The organism is Pseudomonas sp. AC112, assembly GCF_979253545.1.
This window is the reverse complement of the sequence record NZ_CEEDCM010000001.1, coordinates 5,080,027-5,097,799: the sequence shown is the minus strand read 5'-3', so window position 1 is coordinate 5,097,799 and position 17,773 is coordinate 5,080,027. Positions and strand designations below refer to the sequence as shown.

Sequence of the window (17,773 nt, the reverse complement as noted above, 5' to 3'; positions counted from 1 at the left end):
GAGCCCGGCTTGCCGGCGATGGCGTACTCGTTATTGGCGCAGGGTTCTAGACCGCCATCGCCGGCAAGCCGGGCTCCTACAGGTTTTGTACCAGAACAAGAGACTTGCGTATGTCCGAGATCCTTTGGCAACCCTCCCCGGAACGCATCGCGAACACGCGGATGGACCAGTTCCGGCGCTACATCAACGAACGCTACAGCGTGCAGCTCAGCGACTACCCGGCCCTGCACCAGTGGAGCATCGACCAGCGCCCGGATTTCTGGCGGGCCATCGTGGCGTTCTTCGACGTGCAATTTCGCAGCCCACCCACGGCGGTGCTGATCGAAGACGCCGAGATGCCCAGCGCCCAGTGGTTTCCCGGCGCAACCCTGAACTTTGCCGAGCACCTGCTGCGCCGCCGCGATGATCACCCAGCCGTGGTAGCCATCAGCGAAGACGGCCAGCGCGAACAGTTGACCTACGCCGAACTCGCCGCCCACGTCGCCGGCCTGCAACACAGCTTGCGGGCGGCCGGCGTGACCCAGGGCGACCGCGTCGCGGCGTGCATGCCCAACACCTGGCAGACCCTGGTAGGCATGCTCGCCACCACCAGCCTCGGCGCGATCTGGTCGTGTTCATCGCCGGACTTCGGCACCCAGGGCGTGATCGACCGCTTCGGCCAGATCGAGCCCAAGGTGTTGATCACCTGCGCCGGGTACCGCTATGCCGGCAAGGACATCGACCAGACCCTCAAGCTCAATGAAATCCTCGCGCGCCTGCCGTCCCTGGAACAGTTGATCATCGTGCCGTACGCACGCCCCCAGGCTCGGGTGGAGGACTATCACACCCACGCCCGCGTCTCGCTATGGCAGGACTTCTACCAACCCGGCGGCGCACCTGAATTCGTCGCGGTGCCGTTCGATCATCCGCTCTATATCCTCTATTCCAGCGGCACCACCGGCGTGCCCAAGTGCATCATCCACAGCACCGGCGGCGTGCTGCTCACCCACCTCAAGGAACACGGCCTGCATGCCGACCTGTCCCGCGAGGACTGCCTGTTCTACTACACCACCTGCGGTTGGATGATGTGGAACTGGCTGGTGTCGGTGCTCGCCATCGGCGCCACGGCGGTGCTGTATGACGGCTCGCCGTTTCAACCCGGCCCCGAACGCTTGATCGACCTGATCGACGCAGAACAGATCAGCGTGTTCGGCACCAGCCCCAAGTTTCTCGCCACCCTGGAAAAAGCCGGGCTGCAACCGCGCCTGAGCCATGACCTGGGCAGCCTCAAAGGGCTGATTTCGACCGGCTCGCCGCTGTCGCCCCAGAGCTACGACTACGTGTACCGGGAGATCAAGGGCGAGCTGTGCCTGTCGTCGATGTCGGGCGGCACCGATATCGTTTCCTGCTTTGTGATCGGCAACCCGGTGTTGCCGGTCCGGCGCGGCGAAATGCAGTGCAAGAGCCTGGCGATGGCCATTGAAGTGTGGGACGACCAAGGCCAACCCCTGGTCGGCGAAAAAGGCGAACTGGTGTGCACCCGGCACTTCCCGGCCATGCCCATTGGCCTGTGGAACGACCCGGACCGCCAGAAGCTGCGCGCCTCCTACTTCAGCCAGTTTCCCGGCGTGTGGGCCCAGGGTGACTACGCCGAGCAACGCCCCAACGGCAGCCTGCTGATTCACGGGCGCTCCGACGCGGTGCTCAACCCCGGTGGCGTGCGCATCGGCACGGCAGAGATTTATCGCCAGGTGGAAAAAGTCCCACAGGTGCAAGAGAGCCTGGCCATCGGCCAACGCTGGCAGGACGACGTGCGGGTGGTACTGTTTGTGCGCCTCAACGACGGCGTCGAATTGGACGCCGCCCTCGAACAGCAGATCCGCCAGGTGATCCGCGCCAACACCACACCCCGTCACGTACCGGCAAAGATCCTCGCTGTCACCGATATTCCCCGCACCATCAGCGGCAAGATCGTCGAATTGGCGGTACGCAACGTGGTGCACGGCGAGCCGGTGAAGAACACCGACGCCCTGGCCAACCCGCAAGCTTTGGAGCAATTTCGCGACCGCCCTGAACTGACGGATGGATGAAAGGTTTCAGCCCTGGCGTACTGATTTGAGGACAAACCCCCAATGCATGCTATTTTTCGGGGGTAGTCACCCATTCCCGACTCGCGGGATAATGGGTGTTGTCATCTTTCAAAGCGTTACGCTCAGGGCTTTTACATGAAGGGAACATCCACCGGTAGCGACGCCGCTGCATTGATAGCGCGGCTGGACTGGGCGCAAAGCCCCCTCGGTGAGGCCAATGACTGGCCGCAAAGCCTACGCACCGCCGTGGACATCGTCGTGCACTCGCCGATGCCAATGCTCCTGCTGTGGGGCAACCAGCTCACGCAACTCTACAACGACGGCTTCGCCTTGCTGGCCGGCAACAAGCACCCCGAGGCCATGGGCCAGCCCGCGCACCAGACCTGGCCGGAGCTGGAAAGCTTCACCGCGCCCATCTACGACGCCGTGCTCAGTGGCCAGGTGCGCACCTTCAGCGAGCAGCGCTTCGTGCTGCAACGCCATAATCGCGACACCGAAATCTGGCTGGACCTGACCTACAGCCCGATCCGCGATGAAAGCGGCAGCGTGGCCGGGATCCTGGTCACCGCCATTGAAACCAACGAACGCCGCAAGGCCCGGCACAACACCGAACAGCGCCTGCAGCTCGCGCTGGCCGCCACCGATGCAGTGGGCACCTGGGACTGGGACATCGGTGAAGACCGCTTTATCGCCGACGCGCATTTCGCCTACCTGCACGGTGTCGACCCCAGTGAGGCAGGCCTGTTGCCGATCAGCGACTACCTGCACGGCGTGCACCCCGAAGACCGCAGCATGGTGGCGCGCAGCATCAAGCACTGCATCACCTTTGGCACCGAGTACGCCGAGGAATACCGCCTGTTGCAAGCCGACGGCCAAGTGCGCTGGGTGTTTGCGCGCGGGCGTTGCTACAAGGATCACCAAGGCCGCCCGGCGCGCTTCCTCGGCGCCGCCCTGGACCTGACCGAACGCAAGCACACCGAACAGGCGCTGCGCCAAAGCCAGACCGAGCTGCAACTGATCATCAACGCCATGCCGGTGCTGATCGGCTATGTCGACCATGAACAGCGGTTCCGCCTGAACAACAGCGCCTACCTGGAGTGGTACGGCATGACGCCCCAGGAGCTGTACGGCAAGACCATCCGCGAAGTGCTCGGCGACGAGGTGTATGCCGGGCGCGCCGACAAGATCGCCGCCGCGCTCAAGGGCAAGGCTTGCAGCTTCATGACCGTCACCCCGCACCGGGACGGTCGGCCACGGCATGCCCTGATGAAGTACCTGCCGCGCTTCAGCAATGACGGCTCGGTGAATGGCTTCTACATTTTTGTGATCGATGAGACCGAACGCAAACTCACCGAAGAGGCCCTGCGCCACCTCAACGAAAACCTTGAGGAACGCGTGTCCCAGCGCACCCAGGCACTCGCCGAAGCCAACCAGCGCCTGCAGAACGAAATGTTTGAGCGCGAGCGCGCCGAAGACGCGCTGCGCCATGCGCAGAAGATGGAAGCGGTGGGCCAGCTCACCGGCGGCATCGCCCATGACTTCAACAATATGCTCACCGGCATCATCGGCAGCCTCGACCTGATGCAGCGCTATATCGCCGCTGGGCGCAGCGATGACATCGGCCGCTTTGCGGACGCCGCAGTGTCCTCCGCCCACCGCGCCGCTGCCCTCACCCACCGGCTGCTGGCGTTCTCGCGGCGCCAGTCGCTGGACCGGCGCCCGACCGACCCCAACCAATTGGTGGCGTCGCTGGAAGACCTGTTCCGCCGCACCAAGGGCGCGCACATCACACTCAAGGTGCAACTGGGCAACGATATCTGGCCGGTGAACACCGACGCCAGCCAGCTCGAAAACGCCCTGCTCAACCTGGTGATCAACGCCCGCGACGCCATGCCCGATGGCGGCGAATTGCTGATCGAAACCGCCAACAGCTACCTGGACGGCACCGACATCACCACCCTGGAACCGGTCAAGGCCGGCGACTACGTGATGCTCGGCGTGTGCGACAACGGCACCGGCATGGCGCCGAAAATCCTCGCCAAGGCCTTCGACCCGTTCTTCACCACCAAGCCCATCGGCCAGGGCACCGGCCTGGGTCTGTCGATGATCTACGGGTTTGCCCAGCAATCGGGCGGCCATGTGACCATCCAGAGCGAGCCGGGCCAGGGCACCTGCGTACGCCTGTACCTGCCGCGCCTGCATGGCACGTCGCTGGAAAGCACCCTGGCGCCGCATTCGGCCGAGGCGCCCCTGGCGCTGGCGGGTGAGGCCGTGGTGGTGGTCGAGGACGACCCGGCGGTGCGCATGCTGGTGGTCAATGTCCTCGACGAACTGGGCTACACCGCGCACCAGGCAGCGGATGCCCGCGCGGCCTTGCCGCTGCTGGAGTCGGACCTGCGCGTGGACTTGCTGGTCACCGATGTCGGCCTGCCGGGCATGAATGGCCGGCAATTGGCCGAGATCGCCCGCCAGCATCGCCCGGGCCTGCGCGTGTTGTTCATGACCGGCTACGCCGAAAAGGCCGCCGAGCGCCAGGGCTTCCTGGAGGATGGCATGGACATGGTTGCCAAGCCGTTTTCCATCGACCTGCTGGCGACCAAAATCCGCAGCATGATCAGCGTCGACCCATGAGTTCAGGCATAATCGCGCGCCGTCGCACACCTGGTAGAGATCAATGAAAGCCCAAGCCCGTCATATCCTGGTGAAAACCAGCGAAGAAGCCGAACAACTCAAGCAGCGCATTGCCAAGGGCGAAGCCTTTGATGTGCTGGCCAAGAAGTACTCCACCTGCCCGTCCGGCAAGCGCGGCGGCGATCTGGGTGAAGTGCGGCCAGGGCAGATGGTGGGGGCGATTGATGCGGTGATCTTCAAGAAGCCGGTGAAAGTGGTGCACGGGCCGATCAAGAGCAAGTTCGGGTATCACTTGGTGCAGGTGTTCTACCGCGATTGACCAACACCCCTCTGTAGGAGCCGGCTTGCCGGCGATGGCGCCCGGCAGATGGGCGCAATGCTTGAAGGCCTCATCGCCGGCAAGCCGGCTCCTACAGGGGCGGTGTCAGGCTCGGGGGATGAGTGCGCCGGGTACCTGGATGACCCGGCTTGCCAACCGATGCCCGGCCAATGCAGCCTGCTGCGGCGAGCCGCCCTTGAGCCGACTGGCCAGATACGCCGCACTGAACGAATCCCCCGCCGCCGTGGTGTCTACCACTTTCTCGACCTTCAGCGCCGGCACGGCAAAGCGCTCGCCGTTGCAGCGGATCAGGCAGTCATCGGCACCGCGCTTGAGCACCACTTCTTCAATGGCCGGATACGCCGCGAACACCTGCTCGCTGTCGGCATACCCAAACAACGCGCGCTCGTCATCCTCGGTGAGCAAGGCGATATCCACCTCGGCCAACACCGTGCGATACGCGGCACGCGCTGCCTCGACACTGGCCCACAGGCGCGGCCGATAGTTGTTGTCGAACACCACCTTGCCGCCTCGTCGACGGGTTTCGATCAGGGTTTGCAATAAGCGCCCACGGCCAATCTCGCCCAGCACTGCCAGGGTAATACCGCTGAAGTACACCACGTTGTAGTCCGGCAAGGCGGCCAGGATCGGTTCGGCAGCGGGCGTGGTGAAGCAGTCGCGCACGGCTGCTTCGTTGCGCCAGTAAAGGAATTTGCGCTCGCCCTTGGCGTCGGTCTGGATGCAATACAAGCCGGGCAAACGTCCGGCCAGGCGCTGGACCATGCCCAGGCCCAGGCGTTCTTCCGTCCATTGCTGGCACATGGCGTCGCTGAAACTGTCGTCGCCCAGGGCGGTGACGTAGTCGACGCTGCCGGTGTCGCCCAGTTCGCGGCGCAGGTACACCGCCGCGTTCAGGGTGTCGCCGCCGAAGCTCTGGTGCAGGCTACCGTCGGCGCGGTGTTGCAGTTCGATCATGCATTCGCCGATGAGGGCGATGCGGGGTTGGGTGGTCATGGCGTATGTCTCGGGCGGGGCTGATGACGCCATCGCCGGCAAGCCGGCTCCTACAGGTGTGCGCGCTCCCCTGTAGGAGCCGGCTTGCCGGCGATAGCAGCGACACGGTCTAGAAGCAGGTATGCAGACTCTCAACCACCTGCAACTGCTCATCCACCAGACAGCCGACTTGCCACTTGTCGAACGTCAAACAAGGGTGGGATGTGCCAAAGGAAATGATGTCGCCAATACGCAATTCAACCCCCGGCGCCACGCTCATGAACGCATGCTGGTCCATCACCGCCGTGACCTTGCACGCGCCCACGTCATCGCCTTCCGCCGGCACGATACCGGCCTTGTAACGCTTGAGCGGCACCGGCAGGCCGGCGTCGTAGGCCACGTCGCGCTTGCCCAGGGCGATCACCGCAAAGCCAGGCTCCGGCAGCGATTGCACGTGGGCCCAGACTTCCAGGGCTGGGCGCAGGCCTTCGCTGAGGTCGCTGCGGCGGTCGAGCACGCAGCATTGCGCTTCTTTGTAGATACCGTGGTCATGGGCCACGTAGCTGCCGGGGCGCAGCACGCTGAGGAAGCGACCGGCAGCGTTTTGCTCCTCGAACGACTCGGCGATCAGGTCATACCAGGCCGAACCGGAGGCCGTGACGATAGGCTTGGGCAGGTCGAAAGAGCCGTTGTTCTGCAGGTCCACCGCCAGGCGCACCAGGCTGGCGGCGAAGTCGCGAATGCCGCTGACGGCATGCTCGCCGTGGATCACGCCTTCGTAGCCTTCGATACCGGTGAGGGCCAGGGCCGGCTGGGCCTTGATCGCCTTGGCCAGCTCGCGCACTTCCTGCTCGCTGCGGCACCCGCAACGGCCGCCGACCACACCGTATTCGATCATCACGTTCAGGCGCAGGCCACGCGCAGCGAAGAACAGACCCAGGTCGGCGACGTTATCCGGGTGATCGACCATGCAGTGGAAGTCGAAATCCTTGTCAGCCAACAGGTCAGCAATCAACGCCATGTTCGGCGCGCCCACCAACTGGTTGGCCATCAACACACGGCGCACACCACCGGCATAAGCGGCGCGGGTCTGCACCGCATTGGCCAGTGTAATCCCCCAGGCACCCGCTTCGATCTGGCGCTGAAACAGCGCCGGCATCATGCTGGTCTTGCCGTGGGGCGCCAGTTCGGCGCCGCTCTTGCTGACAAAGTCCTGCATCCACCGGATGTTGTGTTCCAGGGCGTCGCGGTGCAGCACCAGGGCCGGCAGGCTGACGTCACGGACCAGGTGGGCACCGACAGCGGCGGCGCCTTTTTCAACGGCGTTGAGGGCAGACATGGAAACTCCTATTCGTTGATGCGCCGGGCCAGGTTGTTGGCGCTTTCGATCAATACCCGGCGATAGTCGTTGTAGTTTTTGATTGCATCGGCGCGCGGCGCCACAATGCACAGTGTCGCAATACTGATGCCTTGCGCATCCCGCACCGGGGCGGCAAAGCAATGGGTAAAGGTGTCGGCCACACTGTCGAAGGAGAAGAAACCATCAAGGGTGGCCTGGCGGATTTGTGCCAGGAAGGTCTCCAGCGCCAGGCGCTGGCCGTCCGGCAGGATGAAGTCATCGTGGTCGATCAGGTCGACGATCTGCTGGTCGCTCAAATGCCCCAGCAACAGACGCCCGGAAGCCGTCCACGGGATCGGCGCGTTTTCGCCGATGTCCGAGGAAATGCGGAAGTGCCGCTCGCCCTCGCGCATCAGCGCCACCGTGTATTTGCGCCCGTTGAGCAGGCACATCTGCGCGGTTTCGTGGGTCTGGCTGACGATCTCCTGCAAGGCGTGGTCGGCCTCGCGGGTCAGGTCGAAATGGCGCAGGTGCGCCTGGCCCAGGAAGTACAGCTGGCGGCCGAGGTAGACGTGACCGTCCTTGCCCACCGTCTCCAGGATGCGCCGCTCAAGCAGCGACGCCACCAGTTCGTAGACGGTGGACTTGGGGCTGCCGATGCCGCTGGCAATATCATTCGGGCGCAGGGGCTGGCCGATTTCCTTGAGGAAATCGAGGATATCGAATGCACGGTCCAGGCCTTTGGCGCGGCGTTTGATGGTGTCTTCGGTCATGGCAGTTTTCGGTCCGGTCAGAATGTTGCTATCAACACAAATCCCCTGTGGGAGCGGGCTTGCTCGCGAATGCAGTGGATCAGTTACAGGTGCGTTTAATGACACACCGCATTCGCGAGCAAGCCCGCTCCCACATTTGATCAGCTTTGGGCTTCAGATCCGGGCATTTAGCCTTTTTTCTTGTACGCCACGCAATCGATCTCCACCTTGCAATCAACCATCATGTTGGCCTGCACACAGGCGCGCGCCGGGGCGTGTTCCGGGGTGAAGTATTCGCCGAACACCTTGTTGAAACTCCAGAAGTCACGCGGGTCTTCCAGCCATACACCGACGCGCACCACGTCTTTGAGCTCGTAGCCGGCCTCTTCGAGGATCGCCACCACGTTGCGCATGGTCTGCCGGGTTTGCTCGATGATCCCGCCGGTGATGATTTCGCCGTCCACCGCAGGCACTTGGCCTGAGACGTAGAGCCAACCGTCCGCTTCCACGGCGCGGGCGAAAGGACGAGGCTGGCCGCCACCGGCAGTGCTGCCGGCACCGTAACGAGTGATGCTCATAAAAATATGCTCCTGATTAAAAACGAATGTTCTTGAGAAATTCCGCCAGGCGCGGCGATTGCGGGCGTTCGAAGATGTCCTTCGAGGTGCCCTGCTCTTCAATGCGGCCCTGGTTCATGAAAACGATCTTGTCCGAGACTTCATAGGCAAAACGCATTTCGTGGGTGACCAGCAACATGGTCATGCCCTCCTCCGCCAGGCCCTTGATCACGCTGAGCACTTCGCCCACCAGCTCCGGGTCGAGGGCCGAGGTGACTTCGTCGAACAGCATCAGGCTGGGGTTCATGGCAATCGCACGGGCAATCGCCACACGCTGTTGCTGACCACCGGACAGCTGGCCGGGGAAGTGGTTGCGGCGCTCCAGCAGCCCGACGCGGTCCAGCCACTTTTCCGCCAGGGCGACGGCTTCGTCCTTGCCCATCTTCTTGACCTTGAGCAGGCCGAGTGTGACGTTCTGCAACGCGGTCAAATGCGGGAACAGGTTGAATTGCTGGAACGCCATGCCGGTCATGGCACGGTGCTGGGCAATCACACGCTCGGGGTGACGCACGCGCTTGCCAGCGATTTCGCTGTAGCCGATGGACTCGCCATCCAGGGTGATCTGCCCGCCCTGGAATTCTTCCAACAGGTTGACGCAGCGCAATAGCGTGGTCTTGCCCGAGCCGCTGGAGCCGATCAAGGTCACCACGTTGCCGCGCTGCATGGACAGGTCGACGCCCTTGAGCACTTCCACCTGGCCGTATTGCTTGCGAAGGCCGCGGATATTCAGCAGCGGTGGGTTGGTTTGAGGTTGGTTCATGGCAAGGCCACCCGCTTTTCAATGTAGCGCCCGAATAACTCGATGGCGTAGTTGATGACAAAGAACATAAAGCCTGCGAACAGGTAGAACTCCAGGGTCATAAAGGTGCGCGCGATCACTTGCTGGGTACTCAACAGCAACTCGGCCACGCCGATCACCGAGAGCAAGGTCGAGGCCTTGACGATTTCCGTGGAAGAGTTGACCCAGGTTGGCAGGATCTGGCGCAGCGCCTGGGGCAGCAGCACGTAGCCCAGGGACTGGTAGAACGTCAGGCCGATCGCCTTGCCCGCTTCCAGTTGCCCACGGGGAATGGCTTGCAGCGCGCCGCGCACGATTTCCGACACGTGAGAGCCGCAGAACAGCGTCAACCCGACCGCGCCGGCCTGGAATGCGGTGATCTGCCAACCGAGCGCCGGCAGCATGTAGAAACACGCCAGCACCAGCACGAACACCGGCGTACCGCGGATCAGGTCGACGTACAAGCGGAACGGCGCACGCATCCAGAACTTGCCGTAGGTGAGGATCAACCCGGCGACGATGCCGATCAGGGTGCCAAAGATAATCGCCAACGCGGACACATAAACGCTGGCTTGAAAGCCCGCCCAGAGGGTATCCCGGGCGATCCACAACTCATGCAACCAGCTGGGGGATTCGTACATGGAAACCTTCCTTAACGACGGATCGCCAGACGCTGTTCCAGGTAACGGAGCAGCATGGCAATGAGGTAACAGGCGGCCACGTAGAGCGCGGTCGTGACCAGCCAGGTTTCAATCACCCGGTAGCTTTCGACGTTGATCTTGCGGGCGTAGTAGGTCAGCTCCGGCACCGCAATGGCGGCGGCAAGCGAAGTGTCCTTGAACAGCGAGATGAAATTGTTCGACAGCGCGGGCAGCACGTTGCGCATCATCACCGGCACGGTGATATACGCGCGGATACGCCACTCGCCCAAACCGATGGCCAGCCCGGCTTCACGCAAGCCCTTGGGAATGTTCAACAGCCCGGCGCGGAATACTTCGGTCAGGTAGGCACCGGCGTACAACGACAAGGTGATGATGAACGACGGGATCTTGTCCAGGCGGATACCCAGGCTGGGCAAGGCGAAGTAGATCAACAGGATCAACACGAGGATCGGCGTATTGCGCACCACCGTCACGTACACCGAAGCCAGCACGCGCAATGCCTTGTGTTTCGACAGCATGGCAAATGCCATCATCAAGCCGATCACGCAGCCAATCGCAATCGACAGCAGCGCCAGCTCAAGGCCCAGGCCGAGCCCCGCCAGCAAGCTGGGGAAGTCGCGCCACACGGCGGCAAAGTTCAACTGATAGTTCATGGTCAGCAGTACCTGATTGGGGCGCCGTCAGCGACGCCCCAGGTTTTCGATTTACTTGAACTCAACCGGGAAGCCGATCGCAGGTTCCGGCAGGTCCACACCGAACCATTGCTTGAACGAGGCCTTGTAGGTCGGGAACTCCACACCGGTCATGGCTTCATGCAACGCGGTGTTGACGAAGTTCAGCCAGTCCTGGTCGCCACGCTTGACGGCGCACGCGTAGGTTTGCGGGCTCCAGGCGTAAGTCGGGCTGCGGTAGCGGCCTGGGTTCTGCACCATCAGGTACTTGACCGAGGACTGGTCGGTGGCGGCGGCATCGGCGCGACCGGAGTTCACGGCCTGGTACATCAGGTCGACGCTGTCGTACTGGTCGACCTTGGCCTTGGGTAGCGCCTGGTGCACCAGTTCTTCGGCATACACGTTTTGCAGCACAGCCACGGTGACGCCGTCGCCGCCGGCCTGCAGGTCTTCGATCTCTTTGTACTTGCTGTTGTTCGGCAGCAGCAGGCCCACGCCTTCGCGGTAGTACGGCAGGGTGAAGGCCACTTGCTGCGCACGGCTGGCGGTGACGGTGATGAACTGGCAACTCATGTCGACCTTGTCGGTCAGCAGGTTGGGAATTCGCGCATCAGACGACTGCACCACAAACTCAACCTTGCTCGGGTCGTTGAACAACCCTTTGGCCACGATACGGCCGATGTCGATATCAAACCCCTGCAACTTGCCATCCGCTCCCTGGAAGTGCCACGGCGCATTGGTACTGCCTGTACCCACGATCAGGTGCCCACGCTTGAGCACATCATCGAGCTTGCTGTCCGCCGCTTGCACTACGCTTGCGAGGGAAGCCGATGCGGCGAAGAGAAAAACACACGCTTTAAACACGGAAGGTCGGTGATGCATGACAAGCACTCCAGGAGTTGTGTATTCCGCTATACCGGAACTTAGTATGTAACAACGGAATAGACAGCAGAAAGTGTGCCACACGCAGTAACAGAAAAACACGTCATGAATAAATAGCTTGTAAATCAGTTAGATAGAACATGATGCCGAGCACGGCGTTACGCCAGCACTTGAAAGCACTTTGCTACCCAAGGCCCCACACAGCGGTGACAGGCCCCAGTTGCGTGCGCCACAACAGCGTTACCGCGCACCGTTGCAGTGCGCCTGGCGCGTGGAAAAATCCCCACGCTGGGCTAGCCTTGGCACATTCATTCCGACAAGGACTCCGCCCTGATGAAGTTCCGCCTCACCCTGGTCTTGCTTTCCTTTCTGGTGGCCGGCAGTGCTTGGGCCAGTAACGACCGCCGCGAATGCAAGGAAGAACTGCGCAAGCTCAACGCAGCCCTGAGCACCAACTACACCAGCCAGAACCACCACGGCTACCGCCAGGCGAAGGCCTCAAGGGACAACCTTGAATACAAGAAATGCGCGAGCCAGGCGCGCAAGGCGCGAGAACGCGTGGAGCGCAAGGGCGACCTGTGAACATTGACAGTAGACCCGGACAATTTCCCGCCTTAGCGTGAGCTAAGCCTGGAGGGAAATGTCGATGAACTACGTGAATGCGGTGATTGCAGACAAGGCTGCGTTTGAGCGCGAACTGAAGACGAACCAGCCCGCCTTTGTGGTGTTCATGTCACATGACTGCGCGGCGTGCAGTGACGCGATGCCGCGATTCATGCGAATCAGCGAGCGCTACAAGGACCACGTCAAGATCTTGATTCTTGAGTGTCTCGACACCCCACCGCATCCAAGTGTCGACCGTATCCCGATGCTGCTGATCTACCATCACCAGAGACTGCTCGAAGCCCTTCCCGGTCTTGGCGAGCAAGCGCTGGAAAGCGCCTTCGAGCAGTACGCCCACCTACCCACCGTCACGCCTGGGGCAAAGGCGCCAGGCAAACCTGCGTGACCCGCCGCTCCTCCACCGCCGCCACCGTCAGGCGCCAGCCCTCATGCTCCAGGCTATCGCCCACCACTGGGAGGCGGTCGAGCAGGCTCATGACCAGGCCGGCGAGCGTCTGGTAATCCTCGGTCGCAACCGCCTTGAAGCCGGTGCGCTGGCGAATCTGCGTGAGGTTCAAGGCGCCATTGACGCGGAAACCGGCGCCCTCCTCGACGATATCCGGCCCCTCGATTTCGCTCGCGTCCGGCAACTCGCCGGCGATGGATTCTAGAATGTCGGTCATGCTCAACACCCCCATGAAGTCACCGAATTCATTAATCACGAACGCAATGTGGGTGGATTCCTGACGCATCTGCTCCAGTGCATTGAGGATCGAAAAACTCTCCAGCAGGTTGATCGCCCGGCGTGCCAGGTGCTCCAGGTTCGGCTCGTTGCCGGCCAGGTATTCCTTGAGCAACTCCTTCTTGTGCACAAAGCCCAACGGCTCATCCACAGCGCCGTTGCGGATCAACGGCAACCGCGAGTAGGACGAATGCATCAGTTTCAGGCGAATACTGTCGGGATCGTCCGCCAGATCGATGCAGTCCACCTTGGCCCGCGGCGTCATCAGCGTGCGGATCGGCCGTTCGGCCAGTTGCAGCACACCGCTGATCATCACGCGTTCACGTCGATCGAACAGCGGGCCCTGTGCCGCATCCGGCTCACCCAGCAGATCGGCGACGTCTTCGCCCACTTCTTCCACTGCCAGGCTGCGGCCGCCAAGCAGGCGCATCACTGCGTGGGCGGTGCGCTCACGCACCGGCAACACGCCTTGCGCCGACTTCTTGCGACGTGAGCGGGCAATCTGGTTGAACACTTCGATCAGGATCGAGAAACCAATCGCCGCGTACAGGTAACCCTTCGGAATATGGAAGCCCAGGCCTTCGGCGGTCAGGGCGAAACCGATCATCATCAAGAAACCCAGGCACAGCATGATCACGGTCGGGTGGGCATTGACGAAGCGGGTCAGCGGCTTGCTCGCCACGATCATCAGGCCGATGGACACGATCACCGCGATCATCATCACCGCCAGCTCATCGACCATGCCCACGGCGGTGATCACCGCGTCGAGGGAGAACACCGCGTCAAGCACCACGATCTGCGCCACGATCGGCCAGAACATGGCGTAAGCCACATTGCCCGTGCGCTGGGCCACATGCCCTTCGAGGCGCTCATGCAATTCCATGGTGGCCTTGAACAGCAGGAACACACCACCAAACAGCATGATCAGGTCACGACCGGAGAAACTCTTGTCGAACACCTCGAACAGCGGCTGGGTGAGGGTCACCAGCCAGGAAATACTCGCCAACAGGCCCAGGCGCATCAGCAATGCCAGGGACAGGCCAATCAAGCGCGCACGGTCACGCTGTTCCGGCGGCAGCTTGTCCGCCAGGATCGCGATAAACACCAGGTTGTCGATACCCAGTACCAGTTCCAACACAATCAAGGTCAACAGGCCGAGCCAGGCCGTTGGATCCGCTAACCATTCCATTTATAGAGTCTCTTGGGTCGATGTTCAGAATGCCGGGCACGGCGAGGCGCGGTCAGTGGACCGGGACAAGGCTGGCAGTCGGAATACGGGGTGCTTCAACGGGAACAGCGGCAGCGGATGTCTTGGGGAAAGACGACTGGGAGGCTCCGAGAGGGTGTTCATGCAAATCCTGCAATGACAAAAGGACTTGAATCGTACAGTCGAAACGGAAATCTCCCACAACGCAAAACTATTACAAGATCTGTAAAACACGCCCAGCAACTACGATCATATGATCACTCAATGAAACTTATATCATCACAAACCCATCAAAAGTCGCGCCATTCGTCCAACCAATACCGCCAAAACACCTTTAATAAGCCTATTTCGCAGTTTTTCACGAAAGCATTTGACCGATCAGATTTTCATTTGATAAACATATGATCAGCACAAGGCAATGAATGAACGACTGACTACAACAATAAATGGGGTGCTCATCATGAAACTTGCTACGACCTTCGCCGCCGCTGCGGCCCTCTCTCTCCTCGCCAGCAGCATCGCCCTGGCCGCCGACGGCAAGACCTACAAGGTCGGTGCCGCGGTCTACGGCCTCAAGGGCCAATTCATGCAGAACTGGGTGCGCGAGCTCAAGGAGCACCCCGCCGTGAAGGACGGCACCGTGCAGTTGACCGTGTTCGACGGCAACTACGACGCACTGACCCAGAACAACCAGATCGAAAACATGGTGACCCAGCACTACGACGCCATCCTGTTCGTGCCCATCGACACCAAGGCCGGCGTGGGCACGGTGAAACAGGCCATGAGCAATGACGTGGTGGTGATCGCCTCCAACACCAAGGTCGCCGATGCCTCCGTACCCTACGTGGGCAACGACGACGTGGAAGGTGGGCGCCTGCAAGCCCAGGCCATGGTCGACAAGCTCAACGGCAAGGGCAATGTGGTGATCATCCAGGGCCCGATTGGCCAGTCGGCGCAGATCGACCGGGAAAAAGGCGAGCTGGAAGTGCTGGGCAAGCACCCGGACATCAAGATCATCGAGAAAAAGACCGCCAACTGGGACCGCGCCCAAGCCCTGGCGCTCACCGAGGACTGGCTGAACGCCCACCCCAAAGGCATCAACGGTGTCATCGCGCAGAACGACGACATGGCCCTCGGCGCAGTACAGGCGCTGAAATCCCACGGCCTGACCTCCAAGGACGTGCCAGTCACGTCCATTGACGGTATGCCGGATGCAATCCAGGCCGCCAAGAAAGACGAAGTAACCACCTTCCTGCAGGATGCGCAGGCCCAGTCCCAAGGCGCGCTGGACGTGGCCCTGCGCGCCCTGGCCGGCAGCGACTACAAGCCCCGGTCGGTGATCTGGGAGCGGTATGCCAAGGACGTGAAATGGGGGGATGGCAGCGCGAAGAACTACATCCTGCCGTGGGTGCCGGTGACCAACGCCAACGCCGATGCGCTGTACAAGCAAGTCAGCGGCGCCAAGTAACCCGTCGTCGGTTGATCGCTCCTTATGCGGGAGCGATCCGTTCATCTTTGTTGTGAGGCCAGCCATGTCCACTGTCACCGAACGCCCGCAAGACCAACTGCTGCCCGTTATCCCGAAAACCATGCAGGCCGTGGTCTGCCATGGCCCGGAAGACTACCGACTGGAAACCGTCGATGTACCCATTCCCGGCCCTGAGGAAATCCTCACCAAGGTCGAGCTGTGCGGGATCTGCATGGGCGACATCAAGACGTATCGCGGCGCACCCTCGTTCTGGGGCGATGCCGAGCAGCCACGCTATGTGAAACCGCCGATGATCCCCGGCCATGAGTTCGTGTGCCGCGTGGTCGCCCTGGGACCTGGCGCGGAAAAACGCGGCGTAAAGGTCGGCGACCGGGTCATTTCCGAGCAGATCGTGCCGTGTTGGGGCTGCCGCTTCTGCAACCATGGCCAGTACTGGATGTGCCAGAAACACGACCTGTATGGCTTCCAGAACAATGTGCAGGGCGCCATGGCCCAATACATGATCTTCACCAAGGAAGGCATCATTCATAAAGTGCCGGACTCCATCGCCCCGGACGAAGCTATCCTGATCGAACCGCTGGCCTGTTCGCTGCACGCCGCCGAGCGCGCCAATGTGGACTTTGACGACGTGGTGGTTGTCGCCGGTGCCGGCACCCTGGGCCTGGGCATCATCGGCGCAGTACGCATGCGCAATCCGAAGAAACTCATCGTGCTGGACATGAAGCCCGAGCGCAGCGCCCTCGCCCTGCGTATGGGCGCCGACGAAGTGTGGAACCCGGCCGAAGTCGACGTGCTGGCGAAGATCCGCGAAATCACGGATGGCTACGGCTGCGACATCTATATCGAAGCCACCGGCCATCACACAGCCGTCAACCAAGGCCTGGCGATGCTGCGCAAGCTGGGGCGCTTCGTCGAGTTCAGCGTGTTCAATGACGAGGCCACGGTGGATTGGTCGATCATTGGCGACCGCAAGGAGCTGGATGTGCTCGGCTCGCACCTGGGACCCTATATGTACCCGCGCGCCATCGACTTTATCGGCAACCGCAAGATCGATATGCGCGACGTGGTCACCCACAAGTTCGCCCTGGCGGACTTCAAGGAAGCGTTCGCGGTGATGGAGCGTGGCGACAAATCCCTCAAGGTTGTGCTTGAGCCCTGACCTGCTGGATGTACCGCGCGACTGCCGGTGCTTTCTCGAAGCGCCGGTAGATCAACGACAGCCAGGACGACGCCGCGCTGTCCTGGATCGCGCGGTACACCACCCCCGGCAAGCTCACATGCCCAACCACCGACGCCGGCACCACCGCCACGCCCTGCCCCAATGACACCAGCGCCACCACCGCCACCAAACCACCCGGCTGCGGGCCCAGGCGCGGCGCAAAACCGCCTTGGGCGGCCACGTGCAGCGTGCCGCTGATTTGCTCCGGCAGGATGAAGGTCTCGTTTTGCAGGTGCTCGCAGTTGATGGCTTTCAACCCCAACAGCCACGAATCCTGCGGCAAGGCCAGCACAAACCCTTCACTGTCCAGGCGCACCGCCTCCACTCCCTCCGGCAAGGTCATGGGTGAACGGATATAGCCGATGTCGCAGCGCCCATCCGCCACCGCACCCGGCAATGTCGCCATGGCGCACTCGCGCACGTTCACGCTGACATCGGGAAACGCCTGGCAAAAACCCTGCATCTGCCGCTGCAGCACGCCGGAATACACCGCCGACGCCACGTAGCCCAACTCGACATGGCCTATCTCCCCGCGCCCGGCGCGCTGGGCATTGCGCTGGGCACATTCAAACTGGCGCACCGTCGCCTCCGCCTCGATCAGCAGCGCGGCCCCGGCCTCGGTGAGGCTGACTTCACGCTGCTGACGAATAAACAGGCGGGTACCCAGGCTGGTCTCCATGTCCTGGATCTGCCGGCTCAAGGTCGGGGGTGCAATCCCCAATTGCTCGGCGGCGCGGGTGAAGCTGCGCTGGCGGGCGACGGCGAGAAAGTAGCGAAAATGGCGGATTTCCATTTAAGGA

General features: G+C 62.0%; 17 protein-coding genes. 7 read left to right on the top strand and 10 right to left on the bottom strand.

Annotated features, from left to right (window positions below; translation table 11 throughout):
* The first annotated feature begins 110 nt into the window (after window positions 1–110).
* The 3 genes from AC0IYN_RS23785 (at window position 111) to AC0IYN_RS23775 (ending at window position 5,019) form a co-directional block, all read left to right on the top strand.
* Window positions 111–2,069: an acetoacetate--CoA ligase gene (locus AC0IYN_RS23785; RefSeq protein ID WP_471843535.1), complete on the top strand. Its 1,959-nt coding sequence runs from the start codon at window positions 111–113 to the stop codon at window positions 2,067–2,069.
* 135 nt (window positions 2,070–2,204) lie between these two features.
* The gene (locus tag AC0IYN_RS23780; RefSeq protein WP_078048806.1) at window positions 2,205–4,700 is read left to right on the top strand and encodes a PAS domain-containing hybrid sensor histidine kinase/response regulator; all 2,496 of its coding nucleotides are present in this window, start codon (window positions 2,205–2,207) and stop codon (window positions 4,698–4,700) included.
* 43 nt (window positions 4,701–4,743) lie between these two features.
* Window positions 4,744–5,019 (top strand): peptidylprolyl isomerase, encoded by a 276-nt coding sequence (locus AC0IYN_RS23775; RefSeq protein WP_003174397.1) that lies wholly within the window; start codon window positions 4,744–4,746, stop codon window positions 5,017–5,019.
* Between the two features lie 105 nt (window positions 5,020–5,124).
* Here the strand turns inward: AC0IYN_RS23775 and AC0IYN_RS23770 are convergent, their stop codons facing one another.
* From AC0IYN_RS23770 to AC0IYN_RS23735, 8 genes are all read right to left on the bottom strand, one after another.
* Window positions 5,125–6,033, bottom strand: coding sequence for a sugar kinase (locus AC0IYN_RS23770; protein WP_471843532.1), 909 nt, complete (start codon window positions 6,031–6,033; stop codon window positions 5,125–5,127).
* A 109-nt stretch (window positions 6,034–6,142) separates the two neighbouring features.
* Window positions 6,143–7,351 (bottom strand): amino acid deaminase, encoded by a 1,209-nt coding sequence (locus tag AC0IYN_RS23765; RefSeq protein WP_471843530.1) that lies wholly within the window; start codon window positions 7,349–7,351, stop codon window positions 6,143–6,145.
* An 8-nt stretch (window positions 7,352–7,359) separates the two neighbouring features.
* Window positions 7,360–8,124 (bottom strand): IclR family transcriptional regulator, encoded by a 765-nt coding sequence (locus AC0IYN_RS23760; protein WP_406598551.1) that lies wholly within the window; start codon window positions 8,122–8,124, stop codon window positions 7,360–7,362.
* Window positions 8,125–8,291: 167 nt separating this feature from the next.
* Window positions 8,292–8,681, bottom strand: a complete 390-nt coding sequence (locus AC0IYN_RS23755; protein WP_010210958.1) for a RidA family protein — start codon at window positions 8,679–8,681, stop codon at window positions 8,292–8,294.
* 16 nt (window positions 8,682–8,697) lie between these two features.
* A complete protein-coding gene (locus tag AC0IYN_RS23750) occupies window positions 8,698–9,480 on the bottom strand; it encodes an amino acid ABC transporter ATP-binding protein (RefSeq protein WP_078048810.1) in 783 nt (260 codons plus the stop codon).
* Window positions 9,477–10,139, bottom strand: a complete 663-nt coding sequence (locus AC0IYN_RS23745; protein ID WP_016976586.1) for an amino acid ABC transporter permease — start codon at window positions 10,137–10,139, stop codon at window positions 9,477–9,479. Before AC0IYN_RS23745 ends, AC0IYN_RS23750 begins: the two co-directional genes overlap by 4 nt.
* A gap of 11 nt (window positions 10,140–10,150) precedes the next feature.
* On the bottom strand, window positions 10,151–10,813 hold the full coding sequence (locus tag AC0IYN_RS23740) for an amino acid ABC transporter permease (RefSeq protein WP_471843527.1): 663 nt from the start codon (window positions 10,811–10,813) through the stop codon (window positions 10,151–10,153).
* A 51-nt stretch (window positions 10,814–10,864) separates the two neighbouring features.
* Complete coding sequence (locus AC0IYN_RS23735; RefSeq protein ID WP_406598549.1) at window positions 10,865–11,713, bottom strand: transporter substrate-binding domain-containing protein; 849 nt, start codon at window positions 11,711–11,713, stop codon at window positions 10,865–10,867.
* 333 nt (window positions 11,714–12,046) lie between these two features.
* Here AC0IYN_RS23735 and AC0IYN_RS23730 point away from each other — a divergent pair, with 333 nt between their 5' ends.
* A complete protein-coding gene (locus AC0IYN_RS23730) occupies window positions 12,047–12,295 on the top strand; it encodes a hypothetical protein (protein WP_078048813.1) in 249 nt (82 codons plus the stop codon).
* A 64-nt stretch (window positions 12,296–12,359) separates the two neighbouring features.
* Window positions 12,360–12,722, top strand: coding sequence for a thioredoxin family protein (locus AC0IYN_RS23725; protein WP_458375401.1), 363 nt, complete (start codon window positions 12,360–12,362; stop codon window positions 12,720–12,722).
* Here AC0IYN_RS23725 and AC0IYN_RS23720 read toward each other — a convergent pair.
* Window positions 12,685–14,247, bottom strand: coding sequence for a TerC family protein (locus AC0IYN_RS23720; protein WP_458375402.1), 1,563 nt, complete (start codon window positions 14,245–14,247; stop codon window positions 12,685–12,687). The two genes, AC0IYN_RS23725 and AC0IYN_RS23720, sit on opposite strands and share 38 nt — an antisense overlap.
* Window positions 14,248–14,725: 478 nt before the next feature.
* Between AC0IYN_RS23720 and AC0IYN_RS23715 the strand changes: the two genes are divergently transcribed.
* A complete protein-coding gene (locus AC0IYN_RS23715; RefSeq protein WP_078048815.1) occupies window positions 14,726–15,733 on the top strand; it encodes a substrate-binding domain-containing protein in 1,008 nt (335 codons plus the stop codon).
* Between the two features lie 64 nt (window positions 15,734–15,797).
* Window positions 15,798–16,913: an MDR/zinc-dependent alcohol dehydrogenase-like family protein gene (locus AC0IYN_RS23710; RefSeq protein ID WP_457238924.1), complete on the top strand. Its 1,116-nt coding sequence runs from the start codon at window positions 15,798–15,800 to the stop codon at window positions 16,911–16,913.
* On the opposite strand, the gene AC0IYN_RS23705 is transcribed toward AC0IYN_RS23710, so the two are convergent.
* Window positions 16,891–17,766, bottom strand: a complete 876-nt coding sequence (locus tag AC0IYN_RS23705) for a LysR family transcriptional regulator (RefSeq protein ID WP_471843521.1) — start codon at window positions 17,764–17,766, stop codon at window positions 16,891–16,893. The two genes, AC0IYN_RS23710 and AC0IYN_RS23705, sit on opposite strands and share 23 nt — an antisense overlap.
* Window positions 17,767–17,773 lie beyond the last annotated feature (7 nt).